Origin of the sequence: Ruminococcus sp. RTP21358st1_G6_RTP21358_211008 (genome assembly GCF_040908885.1) — a bacterium.
Classification (GTDB): domain Bacteria; phylum Bacillota; class Clostridia; order Lachnospirales; family Lachnospiraceae; genus Blautia_A; species Blautia_A faecis.
This window is the reverse complement of the sequence record NZ_JBDGDM010000070.1, coordinates 1-17,392: the sequence shown is the minus strand read 5'-3', so window position 1 is coordinate 17,392 and position 17,392 is coordinate 1. Positions and strand designations below refer to the sequence as shown.

The window sequence follows — 17,392 nt, the reverse complement described above, 5'->3', positions numbered from 1 at the left end:
CCTATATTTTAACACAATGAAAGGAACCTGCGAACAGATTCCTTTCCATTTTTTTCTTAAGTTTATGATGTTGAGCTGAACTGGTGGCTTCTGATGAGTCAATGCTTAAAATGAGAGAGCAGTTTTTTTAATACACCTGACCGTTTAGAGGTACTATCTGTGGCGGGGGCTTCCTGTATACGGTGGCGGAAGTCAGCCGGGGTGGTGCACTGGGGCATGATTAGTCTGGCTTGTTTTTTGAATTGGGTAATATTGTTATAATTTTTTGTAAGGCTCTCAAATTCTGGAAGAAAAGTGAGATAATCGTAGTACCACTTGAAAGAAGGCGGGAATGCTTCAAGAGGCGAAATATCAAGCTTCTGCGCAAACGCCTGGGTCTGCGCAGTAATCTCTTCTGAAATTTCCGGAATTTTCTTGTATTTGCGATACCAGATAAAAATGTCAATCAGCTCACGCTCCATTACGATGGCCAGCTCGCGGCCCTGAATATTGTATTTGGTACATTGGTTCATGATCAATTGCCAGGAATCAAATTCACAATGGAAGTTTCTGGCACGGTTTCCTACAAGGGATGCGCTGTTATTCACACGGTAACGGACAATCTGCTCGTGAGTGAGCCAGATCCTGTTGGCAGTGAATACGGCTTCGCTGTAGAAGGAGCGGTCGTTGACACAGATCAGATTGTTAAAGCGAAGCCCCTTTTCCAAAATGAATTTTCGTTTGTAAATGGCATTCCATGGAACTACACTGATGTGGCTGAAAATTTCGGGAGCCTGGTGGAAATTCAGAACCTTATCGAAGCACTCAGCGGGCACATCAGACAGTGCAAAAAGCGGGGTATCGGAAAGCTCGCCGGTCTCATTGTCAAAGCAGACGGCGCAGCCCTTTACCATGTCGGCACCCGCCTGTTCAGCAATGGACAGGTATTTCTGGTAGGCACCTTTTTCTACAAGGTCATCTGCATCAAGAAAGTGAAGGTAATCACCATGGGCTTCTTCGATTCCCTTATTTCGACAGGCTCCTGCAAACCGGGTCTTTTCGTTGAGGAAAAGGCGGATGCGGGAGTCTTTTTGCTGGTAATCTTTTATGAGGGCAACAGAAGCGTCGGTGGATGCGTCATCCACACAGATCACCTCCAGCTCCTCTGGATTTCCCAGATCCTGCTGCAATACACTGTCCAAAGTGGCTGTGATGTATTTCTCAGCATTGTGAACCGGGATGATAGTGGTTAATTTCATAGGTAAATCCTTTCGTAAGGAATGGGTTATAAAAAAGCATTCCCACAAATTGTGACGTACATCTTGCAGAAAGCCTTTTTCAAACACGCTCTAGAGCATTCCCTTATCTTTATTTTTGCCAGAGCTTTGCGTCAGCTTCAATCCGGTAAGCTCGGCAGGCAATTCCAGACTTCCTGTATCCTTTAACATTCTGCAAAGAAATGCAATCTGGTGCCTGTAAGGTCTTGAGGTACTGTAGCGCTCTGGGTTAAAGGTGTCAAAAGTATAGGACGCTTTTGGCGCAGCAGCCAGAAGCGTAGCAACCGTTTTTATACTATCTGTGGAAGTGATTACGACTTCATCGAATCTTGTCTCTCCCATGCACTTCTTATATTCTTCCTTCCCCAAGTCCAAAATATGGGATAAGGGATAAAATGAGAAAAGTCCCATCCGGCTGGTGAGCACACTTGCCAGCTTCCAGCGGTTACCTTTCTCGGGATCCGGCTTCAATGGCAGGCTGGAACAGTCAGGTGATAACTGTGCCAGATATTTGGCAGAGTCTGTATTGCGGAAATCATTGTATGCAAGCCAGAATTCTTTTTCCGGTGCCTGTGCTGCCAGGGCATTAAAATCCCGAACCAGATTCTGGGAAAGCTTCCGCCCTGTAAAGAACAGGACGCGTGTGCGCGGTGCCGGTACATCATCGGAAGAAGCTGGAGCATAATAGGGCAGCGGTCGTCCGTTTAAGAGAGAATCTGCAATATCTGTGAGAAGATATTGTGGGGATTCCTCGAAAGTAGTGGCTTCTCCGGAGGAATTCTTTGTGGTCTGTAAATCATGATTGTTTTCCATTTGCAGAGAGCTTTTTTTCGAAGAATTCCAATCGTATTCCTGGGAATCGAACCCATGACCTGTATTGGAAGTAAACTGGTCGACAGGTTCAAAATGCAAAGCTTCATTTGCGGGCATCTTCTCAGAAATCAGTTCTAACTGCCTGATATATCGTACTAACTCCGGCACATTATCAAATGCAGGATATTCCGGGTGAAATACATCGCAAAGTGTGGAGTGCAGATTGCAGGAATGATTTTTTAAACAGGCTCCAGAGCTCTCGGGCAGACAGGAAGTGGTTTCCTGCAGGACAGGAGCAGCTGGTACAGTCTGATGGTCACTGGTTGCATTTTCGTGTCGAAGAAATGTACCGCACAGAAATCGTAGAATCTGTGTGCCTGTGGTGAATCTGGCAGAAAGTGCATTGTGATAATCCGATATAAAAATATCACACGCCGCAGCGAAATCCGGTACATCGAAATCTTTTGGCATTTCTTTTATATGTCTAAATTCAGAAAAATCAATTTCCCTTTCATGGTCCAGATGCAGATACAAAACCTGATGATCGGAAAGTTCACAGTCAAATATGTAGAGGGCTGCCATGAAATTCCGGAATGCCTGCTCAGTGTCTGCAATATAGGACCCTGGAAGCAGCGGTGCATACAAAATAGTCTGCATGGAATCCATCTGCAAGCTGCGGCGGAGCTTTTCCCTGTGTGATTCATTGGGAATCACCGGAATGTGGGTGGAAGAACCGATAATGTAAGGCGTTTTGCAGATATTAGCTGTCATACATTCCTGCAGGTAAATATCCCGGTTCTGTACATTGTTAAAATACAGGCAGTCTGCCATAAACATAGTATGCTGCCAAAGCCCTGTATCAGCGGTGGAATCCGGTGTGTTCAGAACGGTTTCCGGATACAGATTGTGTCCGCAGTAAAGCAACACAAACTGCCCCTCTTCCTTCCGGAAATAGTAGGGCAAAGGTCCGTCTGTGATCACGTAGCCGGAGAGTGCAAGTGCCTTGCCGTATTCTTCGCTGTCCGGGCACACCAGAGTAATATTCTCAGACAGAGCTGTGCTGTCGGAAAGATAGCGGTTCAGAAGAGCCTGGAACAAGGCATGCTTCTCCTGAGTCAGGGAGACAATGATCTGGTGTTCTCCAAAATTCCTCAGAAGATGCACAAGCAATTTCAATATCCAGGTAGGAATTTCTTTTCCACGGCTGGCTTCCAGAAGAATCTGCTCCGGATCAGGAGCAAGGCTTCCGGTATAGGCAAAGCCATAAAACTGAGAGGAAGTTTTTTCCCGGTGGATCATCTCAGCAGGCTGATAGCTGGGAGATGTTTTGTGAGAAAGCTTGTAATCCTTTATCCAGGCTTTCTGCTGCTGTACGGTCATTCCGTTGCAGGCTTCTACGAAAGAGATCATTTCCTGTCTGGAACCATAAAGACAGAGCAGTCGCCCAATATGTGGCGGAAGTGAATATCGGACATAATGATTGTTCTCCCAGTCTGGAATATTGGATTCCATATAATCGAAAAGCTCATTGATCAATTGCAGCTTCAGTTCTTTCTGGTCAGTCTCATAGTTGGTGAGAAGCTTCCAGAAACGGTAGAAAAAATGGCGCACAGCAATGAAATCCAGCTCTGTCTGATATTGCTCAAACAGCCCCAGCTTCTCCATTTCTTCCTTCATAAAAATAATGGCATTCCGGATGTGAAGGGTGGAAGGCGTGAGACGGCTGAGGAATCCTACATTTTTTCTGTAATTATAGAAGCACTGATCCACGTATCCGATGGAACGGGCTTTCACAGCCAGAAGATAGGCCACCGGAAGATCTTCAAACCGGATTCCTTCCGGGAAACAAAGTCCGTTAAACAGATCTCTGTGAATGAACTTGATCCATGGGTATGGAGAAATCGCAGGTAATTCATAAGGCTTGTCTGCAACGCGGAAGTTCTGATTATGGCAGGATGCAATGTATTCCTTACGGACTCCGGTCTCAGAGTCTACATTATAGTAACGGAAAAGAACCAGGTCGTTTCCGTCAGCGGTAGCTTTTTCATAAAGAAGTCTGCAGGCGTCAGGCTCTACGAAGTCATCGCTGTCTACAAACCAGACATATTCTCCATGGGAATGGGCAAAACCGTAATTTCGTGCCCTGCTGACGCCGTGGTTCTCTGTGGAAAATATAAAAAGCTTCTCCGGATTTAACGACTGATAAGCCTGCAGAATCTGCAGGCTTCCATCTGTACTGCCATCATTGACAGCTACGATCTCTATTTCCTCAAGTGTCTGTGCCAATAAGCTGTCCAGGCACGCGCTCAGGTATTTTTCCACGTTATACACCGGTAAAATGATGCTGACTTTAAAAGACTTCATCAAAAACTCTCTACCCCATTCCTAATTCCGATATTTCAAGTCAAAATTGCAGTTATTTCGTCAATCTTTTACCTATAATAGTACCAGTTCGACAGGGGGATTTCAAGGGGAAAAGGAAGGGAGTGAACAGTAATTTATTTGTTACTGTTCACTCCGTTCACAGTAACGCGCTTCGCGATGCACAGAAATCATGCATTCGCATGATTTCGCGCCGCAATTCTCGGGTTTTCTGTGAACTTTGTTCACAAAAAACGCCTCGCGGAACGTTACCAGTGAACAGTAACATTTATTTTCTGTTTATTTCGTTCTCACCAAATGAACACATTTATATAGTACCATGGGAAACGAGAAGGAGGGTTTTTACTTATGACTGACAAGGAGTATTATGAGCTTATTCAGCCGTATGAGGATGCGATGAAGCTATTGCTGACACGTCTGGAAGTGCTGAACCACTCTATTTATAAAACAAAGACGGGGAAACCCGTTCATAACATACAGTACCGGATCAAAAAGAAGGACAGCATTGAGGAAAAACTGGTGCGTCATGGCTTCGAGCCAACCTTGGAAAATGCCAAGGATCAGTTGCAGGATATTGCGGGGGTGCGTATTATCTGCTATTTTGTTGGGGATGTGAATAATCTGGTAAACATGTTAAAGAAGCAGCCCGACCTTATTTTCATCCGTGAGAGAAACTATATTGAGAACCCCAAGCCCAACGGTTATCGCAGCCATCATGTCATTCTCGGCGTAAATGTCTGCTGTCTGGATGCAAACGAATACTATCCGGTAGAAATCCAGCTGCGAACCATCTCCATGGACTTCTGGGCCGCCATGGAACACCGCGTCTCCTACAAGAAACAATACGACAACAAAGAACAACGTGTGGCCGAACTCCTTCAATACTCCAATATACTGGAAAAGATGGAAAAGGAGTTTGAGAAATATAATGATCATCCGGTTGAAATGTGAGTAGCAATCTGATAAAATAAAGAAAACATTTGTTCGAAGGAGGCTATAAACATGGTGTTTGTAAATGAAGCATGGAACGGAACTGGTGAAATTGTAGTTTACAGTAACTATCATAAATATTGGCTGGACAGAGAACGAAAGATAAAGAATCCATTGTTTGATGTGTTTAGCGGGAAAATATTGGATTTGAAGGATAAGAAACCATCGGCGATTAAATATTTTTACAATTTACTGGATTGTGAGATATGCCCCGGAGTAACTATTTGTGTGGTACCTTCCAGTAATGCGGAAAAAAAGAGAATCCGGAATTGGAAAACTAGGAGAAATGCTTGCTGCCAATGGAAGGGATAATAAAGTATATTTTTTAAGAAGAAGCCATTCAATCAACAAGCTTGCAACAGGAGGAAGCAGGAATCTGTCAGTTCATATGCAGTCTATTGATACGGTAGAGGATATAGACATAAGCGCAGACATTGTATTATTGATGGATGACGTAACTACAACTGGAAACTCTCTGTATGTCTGCAAAGAAATTTTATTAAATCGTGGAGCCGCTAATGTAGAAATGTTTGCATTGGGTAAGGCAATATAAAATGGAAAAGCTTATGGAAGAAAAGAAAACAACACTATGGCAGGAAATAAAAATCTGTCGAGTTGATGAAACAAATTATCCACATGATTTGAAAAAAATAAAAGACCGGCCAGAGGTTTTGTACTATAGAGGAAATATTGATATTTTGAATGAGCATAAAAGTATTGCGGTTGTAGGATCACGTAAGATATCGGCTGTAGGTGCTAAGTTGGCTTATAATGCGGGCAGTATTATAGGCAAAAATGGTTTTAATCTTGTAAATGGTCTTGCACTTGGCTGTGATGCAGAAGCTCTAAAGGGGGCTCTGGCAGCAGGGGGGAAATGCGCAGTGGTTCTTCCTTGCGGAATAAATGAAATATATCCGAAATCTAATCAATGGATTGCAGAAGAAGTTTTAAAGCAGGGCGGATGTCTTATTAGCGAATATCCCGAAGGAACAAGACCTGAGAAATATCGTTTCGTGCAGCGCGACCGACTTCAAAGTGGCATGTCTCAGGGGGTTCTGGTAGTAGAAGCTATGGAAAAAAGTGGTACTATGCATACTGCAGAGTATGCAAAAAAACAGAATCGCCGCCTGGCTTGTTATTATCACGGTTTGTTGAAATATTCTACAGGAAATAATGTTTTGGAGAATTTATATCAGGCAGCAGTGATTAAAACCAATGAGGATTTAGAGAACTATTTATGTGAAATTGCAGATATAGAAGAATATACGCAATTGAGTTTTGATTTTGTATAACTATTTCCCCACGAGAAACAGAAAAGCAGCATTGTTTCTCGTGGGAATTTTTATGTTCTGTTTTAGTACAAATTTTATTGAAAAATATTCTACATCATTTCTACTTTTTTATCTTATTTTTTGTACGGAATAAATGGCAAAAATGCCGTAGTTCGCATACTCTTTTCATATTCTAACAGTTGCGAAAGACCCTGACTTTTGCAGCTAAATGGATATAAAACACCCGTCAAACCCAGTAAATACAGGGCTTGGCGGGCTTTCTGCTTTGTCAGATTTTCATGGTGTTTTTTCTATTTTTGGGTCTTTGCTAAAACTTTTTTTATTTCCCCTAGCGTACGGATACGTTTTCCAAAATCAATATCTGTAACTCTTTCGATATCTTTTAAAACTTCATCGTAATAATCAAACAGATAATAGTTTTGCTGGATTAGGCTGCATTTGGCTTTTGACAGAGATTCCAAAATAGTTCCGATGCTGTATTTTCGCTCCAGTTTATTTTCCAGTATTCTAGCGATTGTCAAAGCTACAAAACAGGTAAGGAAATGTGCTTCGATATGTTCTTTTGTCCAGACATACACGGGTCTGGCTTCCAGTTCACTTTTGGTTACTTTAAAAGATTCCTCAATTCTCCATAAACCTCGGTACATATCGATAATCTCGTCGTCAGATGTCTCCATTTCGCTGGTTAAGAGCATGTAGTAACCATCCAGTGATTCTTCCTCCCGGATTTTGTCCTCATCAATGTCCAGCCCAGAAGAGGCGGTAAGGATTTCTCCGGTTTCTTTGTCATAGTCTATTTTTTGACATATTTTGCAGCACCATAAGACGTGGCTCTTATATAATTCCCTGGATTTTTTGCCAGGTCTCTTGCTTTTGTCAGTGCAGCTTCACGCTCTGCTTTTGCTCGTTTGGCATATTTTTCACTCCAGAAGACAACCTGTTTCTCATTTACCTGCTTTTTTATTTTTTTGCCCGAAACAGAGGATACTTGGATTGTTCTTGGAGACTTGCGGGATTTCCGCTTGTATTCTGTACCAAGCCATTCATAACCTTCCTGTTCCAGAACATAGTCCTTGATGCTTTTTTCTGCGCCCCGGATGGACATACTGAAAACATATCCGTCATGAGTGGGCGTGTTGATCGTGTACCAGATGTTATCACCTGTTGTCATTCCTTTGTCAGCAACGGAAATGACTCTGCCAAGATCAAACTGCTTTTTGATGCGTCCAAAGTTAGGTCTGTAGGTCAGACAGTCATTGGTATTTCCGGGAAAAAGTTCATAAGTAATAGGAATTCCCTGATTATCCATGAAAAGTCCCATCTGCACAATTGGATTTGGACGATGTTCTTTTGAAACTCCTTTACGGAGAAAATCGGTTTGCTCATCTGTCTCAAAATAGTAGTTTGTAACATCATAATAGATGAGGCTGGTATCCCTGCCATAATTCTCTTTGATATGGTCATTTAGCCAGATCTGCAAGTTTTCTTTATGTTTGTCAAGGAAAGACAGACAGCGGTAAACATCGTCTAAAGAGTAGTCTGTTTTCTCAAAGAAATGTTCCCGATCATCATAGGAAGATTTCTTTGAAGCAGGGAAAAGAAGTCTGGAATAGACCAGCATCTTCATGATGGTATTGGCATCATACTGTTCTTTTGAGCGGCGCTGCCGGTTCGTTAGGAAAGTATGGAGACCGAGCTCATGGTAGATCTGGCTCAGTGCAGCATAGCCAAAGTTTTTTCTCAGCTTGTCACCTAAACAAAGGCGATCAGAATCGTAAAAAGTAAAGTGGATGGGAGCCTGTCTGGCTGCTTTTTCAGCTTTTAGCGGCTCGACTCTTTTTTGAAAGTGAGCAATAGGGTCATCATATTTTTTTTCTAATTCGTCTAGCCGGCCAATAGATTCTACTGTTTTCTGGCGGGAGCATTTCTTAGCTTTATCGTAATAGGTGTCAACAATGGAAAGGCGAATCCGACCATTCAGGTTTGGTGTTTTTTTGAGGTACATAGCAAGCACTCCGTTTCGTATAATATTTATTGCACCACAAAACGATACAAAACGCTAGTAAAATATGACGAAATTTAAAAATAAAAAAAGCCTGAAAGCAAGGAAACAAAAGGCTTTCAAGCGATAAGTGAGCATATGTTACTGCAAAACTGTGGTGCATGGCGAATCTCGTTGGGCTGCGGTTTCGGTCGTTCGCATCCTTCAAAATGAAAAGTACAAGGGAGATCTGCTTATGCAGAAGTATTATATCCGGGATTTTCTTACGAAAGAGCTGGAAAAGAACGATGGAAAACTGACACAGTATTATGTGGAAAATGATCATGAAGCAATCATAGAGCGGGAAATATGGGACGCGGCACAGCTGGAAATCAACAGAATCAAAGAGTTTAAACGGAATCATCAGATCCGGGAATTGGGAAGCAGCAGTCTGGAACCTTTTTATGGAAAAATTTTTTGTGGGTGCTGTGGCGGAAGGATGGTGAAGAAGAGTAGAAAAAGTGTGTGGCGTTGCATAAATTCCGGCAAAGAAAAGGGTGGATTTTGTAAAGCCAAGCCTGTTGAGGGGCATAAGATGGAAGAATACGTAAGCGCTGCCTGGGCACAGCTGGTATCCCAGAGAGAAAATCTTCTGTCAGGTTGGGAGAAAGATATTGCTCAGGGAAATGCCCTGGAGCGCTTACGCGCAGCACAGATGAAAGAGCTGACCGAAAAGTATCCTGACTGGTTCCAGGTGGCGAAGAATACGAGAATGGTGATCGGGGAAATTATAATTGGGGGTGATAAGGGGTGTGAGATTTTGTTTATGGATGGCGTAAGGCTGGTGACGGATTAGAGCGTGTTTGAAAAATCATTCCCGTTACCAGGGGAATAGGCTGTGAAGAAAGAAAGCAAAAGAATTTAGCAGACTTTCGAAAAATACTTGTAAATCAAGAACTTCAATGTTATTATGATAAAAAGCATATTTCTCATATAGTTCAAGGCATATCCGCCATCTGATTTATCTAATCACACATCAGAAATCCATGCTTTTTACCCATTAACGAAGAAGAGCAGGAGTTCTGAATGAAAGGTATGTATGCTTAGCTTGTCTTTTCTGACTCCTGCAAAGAAAAGGAGGACCAGCCTATGGTAAACAGAAACTACAAGGTCACGATATTCCGGATGCTATGAAGGCAGTAACAGGGAATTGATGGAACAGTGCCAGATACTAAGGGAATATGCAATATATGTAGCGCGGGTTCGTAAATATGCAAAATATATGCAACTGGAAACAGCTGTAAAAAAAGCTGTAGATGAATGTATTCAGGAGGAAATTCTGGAAGAATTTCTTCGGAAAAATAGAGCGGAGGTTATCGCAGTGAGTATATTTGAATATGACAAAGAAGAGGAAGAACGTAAACTGAGAAAAGCTGAGTTTGAGGCTGGTGAGCAAAGCGGAATACAAAAAGGAATACAAAAAGGAATACAAGAGGGAATACAGGAAGGAAAGGAATTGAAAACAAAAGAAATTGTCAATTCGTTACTTCAGGATGGAATGGGCATTGAAAAGATTGCGGCTTTACTGAAAATTAGCAAAGAACATGTTTTGGAATTAGCAGGAAGGAGCAAAAATTTATGAAAAAGAATTACCACCTCCACCGGCTGATTCGTTTTTGCCTGATGATTTCCCTGCTTCTGCTGTGCAGTACAAGCCAGGTATTTGCTGCAGCAAAGGTAAATGTGAAAAACACCAAAATCAAATTATCAGCCACCAAACTCACCTACAATCAAAAAGTCCAGCGCCCGAAGGTAAGCGTCACCTATAAGGGCAAAGCCCTGAAAGAGAAGAAAAACTATGTTCTGAAGTATTCCAAGGGCTGCAAAAAGGTAGGCACCTATACGGTTCAGATTATTGGAAAAGGTGCTTATACCGGCAAAGTGAAAAAGCAGTTTACCATTTTGCCTCCAAAGACCCAGGTAATGGGTGGTTATGTTGGAAAAAAGACTGCCAGTGTGGTAATAAAAAGGCAAACCGCTCAGACCAGCGGTTACCAGCTGCGCTATGCCACAAATTCCAAATTAAAAAATGCGAAAACCATAACAGTCAAAGGAAACAAAAACAACACCGTTTCCCTCAATGGACTGAAAGCCGGAACTACATATTATATGCAAGCCCGTACCTACATGGCCATTAAAGGAAAGAAATATTATTCCAAATGGTCTTCCACAGAACATTGCAAAACAAGCGGAAAGTCAAAAGAAAATACTTCAAATACAACACCTACCCCTAAGCCGGTTCCGAAATTAACGCTCGAAGAGGGGAAAGCAAATATAACCCTGGAAAGCGGAAGGTATTATGAGATTGAAACTTCAAATGGAATCAAAGACATTAATATTTCTGATCCGGCTGTTGTATATTCCACAGATGAAGCTGAAGGCGGAAACAGCCACTTATTTGCGACGCTTGAGCCTGGGAAATGCGTGATTACCATCACGGATATTTATGGACAAAAAATTACTTCCACGGTTTCAGTTACCCAGAAGCTATACAATCCGCATACTGAGACTTCTTATGTAGTGACATCTGAAACAGTTGACAGCACCCTTCCTGTTCCAGCCATCAAGTCAATAGATTATGGTGACGGATGGGTGGATTTGAACTGCCCGGGAACTTTTTCCCAGTCAGATCCTTATGTTGGTTACGAAGGTTATCTTTCTTACAATGATAAGTTTGCATACAGTGTTCAGGATATGCGAACAATCGGTGAAGATGACGGGATAGGAAGTGTGAGTTTCTATTATTTAGACTCAGGCCGCAGTTATTATGCAAAAGTACGTTCTTACACCATCCGCAATAATGTAAAAGTCGTTGGACCGTGGAGCGAAATCCGTAAAGTAGATTTGCCAATATATGATACGAAAGGCACAACACCTGCTAAATATACCTATGAAATTTATGGTTTGGACAAGCAGAAAGCAGATATTTACACACAGTGTATCAAACCTCTTTTTATAAAAACAGACAATCAGGATCTGAATTCTTTTAGACTGATCTGTGATGGAGAAAGCCCTTTGATAAATGTGTATTCAGGTGGAACAACGCACATATATGATGATATTCCTTATGAAAATGGCGATTCCGAGACAACTTCCCTGAAAAAAGTAAAAGGCGGTTATATCGGATATGTATATTTTGAAAAAGCAGGAACTTACAATATCGAATTCCGGGAATACTCCATGTCTGGTTATACGGTTGCAAAAACAGTGGCTTTAAATGTTATGGATTATGACCAGGCTGAGAAAGCATGGATGACTGACATTATCAATAAAGTTACAACTTCCGGTATGACTCCATTTGAAAAAATGGACGCTGTAAGTGATTATCTCACAGAGCCAGGTCGCTTCAAATATGTAACGGTACATGGAAATTATCTGGTATCTCTGGCAGCAGAGCCTAATACTCCATTTTTTGTATCTTATCGTTGGGATTCCTGCACATCACCGGCAGCCCTTTGTGAATTTGCAAAGTTAATCGGTGGGTTTGATGATATTCACAATTGTTATGGTGATTATCAGAGAGGCACTGAGGAATGGTCTCGCTGGCATTATGTGGCTAAACTTACGATAGGAAGCGAAACACGAAATTACGCCGTATGCCCGATGAGCCCAACAGGTGAAGTCGGCGAAACACAGATGATCGACTTGACAGACCTTAGTAATATGAGGAAATTTGGGTGATTTCAATTTAAATAATCCTTTTTACCGGGCAGGCCAGAAGGCATTTCTGGCCTGCTTTTCTGCACAATTCTTACGAAAATCATATACATAATCCTCAATTTTTCTGATTGACATTGCCCTTCATTAAGTCGTATACTTAATTTACTTTTACAAAAGAAAAATCTAAATCTGACCATTCGGTCAGGTAATTCCATTTCGTTATGAATATTTTGCGTGGGTATGAAATAGTTGTTGTAAAGTTATATTTTTGTATACTAATACTTGAAAAATACAAAATATATGTATATACTAATGATAGTACAAAATGTTCGTTCTTGTATTGTACACATGACTTTACATAACTTTTTCATACAAAGAAAGGAGTGTGCATGCGGGAAAAGAACGCCACATCAATTGAGTACTTTAAAGATCCACGGCGGATAGTTGATCTTCTGAATGGAATTGTTTTTCATGGCAGGCAGCCTTTAAAATGGATGATCTGACCGGAGCAAATGATTTTCCAGAAGAACTGCAGAAATTATTTTTCGAGACACCAATGCTGCTTTTTGAAGTGTATTATTTCAAAAATATACACTGGTTCCAGACCGATTTACAACAGGTTTGTGGATTTTTGCAAAGAACGAATGACAAAACGGCTTTACGGGAGTATGTAAAGGCAAATGAAGAGGTTTTCTCCAAACTAGAAGAAGACACATTTGACCTACTTACTGTAATGTCGGGAATTAGGGCCATGAAACTTATAAAGAGAGATGTTGAAACGGTGGGAGGTGAATTTGATATGTGCAAGGCGTTTGATGATATGATGAGAGACAGCAAACAGGAAGGTATTCGTGAGGGCAGACGTGAGGGCGAACGTAAGACAGAAGAACGAATGAATGAATTAATTCAAAAGTTAGTCTCTGCTGGGCGTATTAATGATTTATTGCAGGCAAGTAATAATAAAAAGTATCGAAAAAAACTGATGGCGGAGTTGGGAATTGCATAAGGGTAAAATTGGGTGGCAGCCTTTGATAGCAGCCACCCAATTTAATTCCAGAAGAATTACAATTCTTTGGGTAAATATAGTTCAACCTCAGTATTTTCATTTATTACATTGTACTTCACGAGCTTATATGTTACTCTATTCTAAGAATCGCAATTGTATTTGACTAATTCAGGCATATACAGTACTGTCACCGATAGGAGACATGTTCGTTTATGGAGCAAAGGAACTACGAAGAAAAAAAGAAAAGGTTTTACACTGGCAGAGCTTCTCATTGTTGTTGCCATAATAGCAGTATTGGTGGCAATAGGTATTCCCATATTTACCAGTCAGCTTGAAAAAAGCCGAGAAGCAACCGATGCCGCAAATATAAGGGTACAGTATGCACAGGTTATGGCTGAAGCAATTACAGTCGATGGAAATGTAAATATAGATGGAAAAGATTTTGAAAAAATCAATCTTAGGCAAAAACAGCCAGACTGGCAAACTGAGACAATCCCCAATAGTCTGGGAAATTTTTCTGTTATTGAAGGAATTCCCGGGACACAGGCGTGGGTAGAATATCATGCTGATACAGAAACGGTTTACATTAAGTTTGAGGGGGAAAGCCAAAATGGTGATAGCGACTCAAATGGGGAAAATAATATCCTGATAGATAGCAGTTCCTGGGATAGCACATCCGGTTGGGAGGTAATAAATGCGAAGTTTGAGAATGGAAAGGCAATTCTAACGCCTTTTTCTCATAAGGATAGTGTGCTAAAACAGGGTGGCGATGGAACGATTATGTTACAGGCGAATAAAAAATACAAACTTGTTGTTAATATAGAAGAGTGCGGCGCGAATCTAAAGGTCAGACTGTCTAATAGAAATGGCAATAATACCTACCTCGAACAAAATATTCAAAAATTGGGGAAATATGAATTTGATTATACACACGAAGAAGGGCGCGATGATGATGTTCGGATTTCTTTTGAAATTCCGAAAGGTCAAGAGGGAAAAGATTCTGTATGCATTACGTCAGTCTCTTTTATACAGGTAAATAATTGAAAACACAGTTTGAGCAGATGTTTAAAATTTGCAAACATAACCGGAAAGAGGAAGAAGAGCTTGGCATAGGGAATATGATGTTGGAAATACGGAAAAGAAAGTGACAAAACTGATCTCCTGTCAAGTCCATTGCAGTTTAATATTACAATGGACTTGAACAGGATATTTTTTTACTTCCATTTTCAGTTTTTATTATCTAATACTTTTACCCATTGAGAATTACCAACTCCATTAGGGACGCTTTGATTTGTACTAGTAGCCTTATAAACATATGTGTAACCCTGTGGATCAATATAAATATCCCCTTTTGACAAGTTATATATAACTCCGTTTATTGCATTTTTCCACGTATGGGGTGGATTTTTTGTAATCGCTATTAAATCGCCGTTTGCTCCATCAGGCGTCCAATAGTAATGTCCCTGATCTTGAGATGATCCAAGTTCTCGCCCTTTATATCCGTTTTCATTGGCTACGACATAATATTTAACATTGTTATTACTATCATGATAGCTAATAAGTTGACCATAATCTAAATCTATTTTTATTGTTGTTCCTGCTCCAGATGCAGGTTCGCTTGGCCAATTATAACTTCCCCATTTATTTACAACTGAATCAACGTCTGTAATGGTATTATCTGGTATAGTAGGAGTTGGAGTTTCTGTAGGAAATATCGGTTGTGTTGGTACAGGAGTTAAAGTTGGATTATTACCATTATCCGTTCCCCCAGTCCAATAAAATGAAACATATTCATTCCCTGTACTTGTCAGTGGATGATATGTAATTTCACAATATCCTTTTGGTCCAGGAATACCTTTCCAATATGTGTCTCCGGCATTCGAAGATACTCCACCGATGGTAATCGGCAACGGTGTTTGCCAGTCATCTTTCTGTTGCTTTAGAGGCGTTACCATAATAGAATAGGTACCATCCGTTTCTTTGTATATTTTCTGTCCGCTGTCTTTCGTATAAGTAGCACTGGTATCCCCCGTAATCGCTGCCATCATCACTTCCGCATACGCCGACCTGACATCCGAAAGATCCACTGCTTCACGGCTTTTCTCAAGTTGACTTGTAAAGATGGGAATGGCAATGGCAACCAATACGCCAATTATTGCCACAACAATCAAAAGTTCTGCCAGCGTAAAACCTCTGTCAGATTTCAATTTTCTTTTCATAAACATCCCTTTTTTATGTATTTGTTGCTAAAAGCATATTTTTTCTTTTTAATGATAGCATATAGCTTTTTAGAAATCCATTTGCATTTTCGACAAAATAAGCTGTGAATTTCGTAATATTTGCGAATCAAACAAAAAGATAATAATTATCCAAAACAAAATATCAACTAATGTAAAATTATTTGTACAAGCTGTGCTTGAAAGACAGTAATTCATATTTTCTAATGTTTTTGAACAAAACAAAATAAAGTACTTGCAAGCCAAGAATTGCAATACTTTTATGATAAAAACATATTTTTTATATTGCCCATAGTATATCTTCTGTCTGATTCATCTAATAACATTCCAGAAATTTATGCTTTTAAATCCGTTGAAAATGAAAAGGCAGGAGTTCTGAATGTAGTTGTTGGTTGTTGAATGTTAAATGCGATTTGTATTTTCTGACTTTTTCCAAAAGAAGAAGCACCAGTCAACCTATATGCCGAACATACCGCTGCGAGATCTCTTTTATATATCGGCAGAGGCTGGTCAAACAGGAAGTACAATCCAAAGGAGGTGGATTTGACATGTGTAAAGCGATCAAAGAGATGCTGCAAGTTAGCAGACAGGAAGGCCGACAGGAAGGGCAAGATGAAATGGCGACCTTGAGTGAGAAACTTATTTTGGCGGACCGTATCAGCTGTTACTGTTCACTCCGTTCACAGTAACGCGCTTCGCGATGCACAGAAATCATGCATTCGCATGATTTCGCGCCGCAATTCTCGGGTTTTCTGTGAACTTTGTTCACAAAAAACGCCTCGCGGAACGTTACCAGTGAACAGTAACTATCAGCGAGCTGTTAAAATGCAGGATAGTGATTCATCTTGTATTCTGTAATTTGTCATGCTACTATAAATCTGTAACTATCTTTTGATTCAAGTATAGCGGAAGCATATCAAACATAAAATACATGGAGAGAAGAAAAATGCAAAAGAAAAAGAAGAGGATATTTGCAGTCCTTTTGTCCGCAATTCTGGTAGTCGCGCTGACTGGCTGCAGTAAGCTGGGTTCCATTATTAATGAAATTCATGGCTCATTGATCGGAAACAATTATATCGTATATACCTATGATAATTATGGGAATCAGACCTTGAAAACTTCTGGAAAGAAAATCAGCATTACCGGAAATAAAATCGAAACTGTCAGCTATGACAGCGATGGAAGAGCAGTAACCGGCTATGATCTGTCTTCAGTAATCACCATTACCATTGATGGAAAAGAAATCGAAAGCTGCGGAGATACCTGTGTATTTGTGCAGAATGGGCTGGAACCGGAGGTGGATTTTTCATTAGACGAGGTCAACAGTAGCGGCGGAAACGGGATTACGGATAATGCAGCTCTGGCGAGGGTTTTGAATCGGTATAAAAATGATTTCGGCAAATCCAGGGTTGTGGTCATCAAATCCCAGCTTGGACAACCTATCGCCGCATTTTCCGGGGATAATGTCTATTGGGAAATTCCGGACGATCTGCCGAAAATGACAAAGCTTATGGTCGATGGGAAGGCACTGTACATACACCGGGCTAACTACCAGATTATTGATAAAGACCTTCTTTAAAGCGTAGCAGGAGTGGCTTGTACCACTCCTGATTTAAAAACAAAATCATATGTTTAATGATGTCAAGCGTTTTTGAAAATGTCCTAAAATAATTGAAGTATTAGCCCCGGCTTTTTGCTGGGGCTTGTTATATTGA

The 17,392-nt window shown here is 40.9% G+C and carries 15 protein-coding genes and 1 pseudogene; 11 read left to right on the top strand and 5 right to left on the bottom strand.

What is annotated here, in order from left to right:
- Positions 1 to 98: 98 nt before the first annotated feature.
- Positions 99 to 1,238 (bottom strand): glycosyltransferase, encoded by a 1,140-nt coding sequence (locus tag AB5Z12_RS19225; RefSeq protein WP_173773505.1) that lies wholly within the window; start codon positions 1,236 to 1,238, stop codon positions 99 to 101.
- Positions 1,239 to 1,276: 38 nt separating this feature from the next.
- Here AB5Z12_RS19225 and AB5Z12_RS19220 point away from each other — a divergent pair, with 38 nt between their 5' ends.
- Entirely contained in the window at positions 1,277 to 1,387 is a 111-nt protein-coding gene (locus tag AB5Z12_RS19220; protein ID WP_368072598.1) for a DUF6783 domain-containing protein, read from the top strand.
- 874 nt (positions 1,388 to 2,261) lie between these two features.
- Complete coding sequence (locus AB5Z12_RS19215) at positions 2,262 to 2,312, top strand: DUF6783 domain-containing protein (RefSeq protein ID WP_368357500.1); 51 nt, start codon at positions 2,262 to 2,264, stop codon at positions 2,310 to 2,312.
- A gap of 1,722 nt (positions 2,313 to 4,034) precedes the next feature.
- Here AB5Z12_RS19215 and AB5Z12_RS19210 read toward each other — a convergent pair.
- Positions 4,035 to 4,433 (bottom strand): annotated as a pseudogene (locus tag AB5Z12_RS19210) (glycosyltransferase family 2 protein); the annotation flags it as partial.
- Between the two features lie 366 nt (positions 4,434 to 4,799).
- Here AB5Z12_RS19210 and AB5Z12_RS19205 point away from each other — a divergent pair.
- The 3 genes from AB5Z12_RS19205 to dprA all read left to right on the top strand — a co-directional run bounded on the left by AB5Z12_RS19205 (position 4,800) and on the right by dprA (position 6,733).
- Complete coding sequence (locus tag AB5Z12_RS19205; RefSeq protein ID WP_148463591.1) at positions 4,800 to 5,402, top strand: GTP pyrophosphokinase family protein; 603 nt, start codon at positions 4,800 to 4,802, stop codon at positions 5,400 to 5,402.
- A gap of 265 nt (positions 5,403 to 5,667) precedes the next feature.
- Positions 5,668 to 5,994: a phosphoribosyltransferase gene (locus tag AB5Z12_RS19200; RefSeq protein ID WP_173735418.1), complete on the top strand. Its 327-nt coding sequence runs from the start codon at positions 5,668 to 5,670 to the stop codon at positions 5,992 to 5,994.
- Positions 5,995 to 6,007: 13 nt separating this feature from the next.
- Positions 6,008 to 6,733: a DNA-processing protein DprA gene (dprA, locus tag AB5Z12_RS19195; protein WP_173735417.1), complete on the top strand. Its 726-nt coding sequence runs from the start codon at positions 6,008 to 6,010 to the stop codon at positions 6,731 to 6,733.
- A 290-nt stretch (positions 6,734 to 7,023) separates the two neighbouring features.
- On the opposite strand, the gene AB5Z12_RS19190 is transcribed toward dprA, so the two are convergent.
- Together AB5Z12_RS19190 and AB5Z12_RS19185 are read right to left on the bottom strand one after the other, a co-directional pair.
- Positions 7,024 to 7,482 carry a transposase gene (locus AB5Z12_RS19190; RefSeq protein ID WP_207728032.1) on the bottom strand — a complete coding sequence of 153 codons (459 nt, stop codon included), beginning with the start codon at positions 7,480 to 7,482 and terminating at the stop codon, positions 7,024 to 7,026.
- Positions 7,483 to 7,526: 44 nt separating this feature from the next.
- Positions 7,527 to 8,738, bottom strand: a complete 1,212-nt coding sequence (locus tag AB5Z12_RS19185; protein ID WP_202026096.1) for a hypothetical protein — start codon at positions 8,736 to 8,738, stop codon at positions 7,527 to 7,529.
- A gap of 127 nt (positions 8,739 to 8,865) precedes the next feature.
- Between AB5Z12_RS19185 and AB5Z12_RS19180 the strand changes: the two genes are divergently transcribed.
- The 5 genes from AB5Z12_RS19180 to AB5Z12_RS19160 all read left to right on the top strand — a co-directional run bounded on the left by AB5Z12_RS19180 (position 8,866) and on the right by AB5Z12_RS19160 (position 14,484).
- On the top strand, positions 8,866 to 9,570 hold the full coding sequence (locus tag AB5Z12_RS19180) for a recombinase family protein (protein ID WP_148463594.1): 705 nt from the start codon (positions 8,866 to 8,868) through the stop codon (positions 9,568 to 9,570).
- A gap of 525 nt (positions 9,571 to 10,095) precedes the next feature.
- The gene (locus AB5Z12_RS19175; protein ID WP_148463595.1) at positions 10,096 to 10,356 is read left to right on the top strand and encodes a hypothetical protein; all 261 of its coding nucleotides are present in this window, start codon (positions 10,096 to 10,098) and stop codon (positions 10,354 to 10,356) included.
- Positions 10,353 to 12,455: a hypothetical protein gene (locus AB5Z12_RS19170; protein ID WP_368357499.1), complete on the top strand. Its 2,103-nt coding sequence runs from the start codon at positions 10,353 to 10,355 to the stop codon at positions 12,453 to 12,455. Before AB5Z12_RS19175 ends, AB5Z12_RS19170 begins: the two co-directional genes overlap by 4 nt.
- A 469-nt stretch (positions 12,456 to 12,924) precedes the next feature.
- Complete coding sequence (locus AB5Z12_RS19165; RefSeq protein WP_148463597.1) at positions 12,925 to 13,440, top strand: hypothetical protein; 516 nt, start codon at positions 12,925 to 12,927, stop codon at positions 13,438 to 13,440.
- Positions 13,441 to 13,599: 159 nt separating this feature from the next.
- Positions 13,600 to 14,484, top strand: a complete 885-nt coding sequence (locus tag AB5Z12_RS19160; protein WP_368357498.1) for a Tfp pilus assembly protein FimT/FimU — start codon at positions 13,600 to 13,602, stop codon at positions 14,482 to 14,484.
- A gap of 182 nt (positions 14,485 to 14,666) precedes the next feature.
- Here the strand turns inward: AB5Z12_RS19160 and AB5Z12_RS19155 are convergent, their stop codons facing one another.
- A complete protein-coding gene (locus AB5Z12_RS19155; protein WP_270413689.1) occupies positions 14,667 to 15,659 on the bottom strand; it encodes a type IV pilin protein in 993 nt (330 codons plus the stop codon).
- A gap of 964 nt (positions 15,660 to 16,623) precedes the next feature.
- Between AB5Z12_RS19155 and AB5Z12_RS19150 the strand changes: the two genes are divergently transcribed.
- A complete protein-coding gene (locus AB5Z12_RS19150) occupies positions 16,624 to 17,256 on the top strand; it encodes a DUF5052 family protein (RefSeq protein WP_368357497.1) in 633 nt (210 codons plus the stop codon).
- Positions 17,257 to 17,392 lie beyond the last annotated feature (136 nt).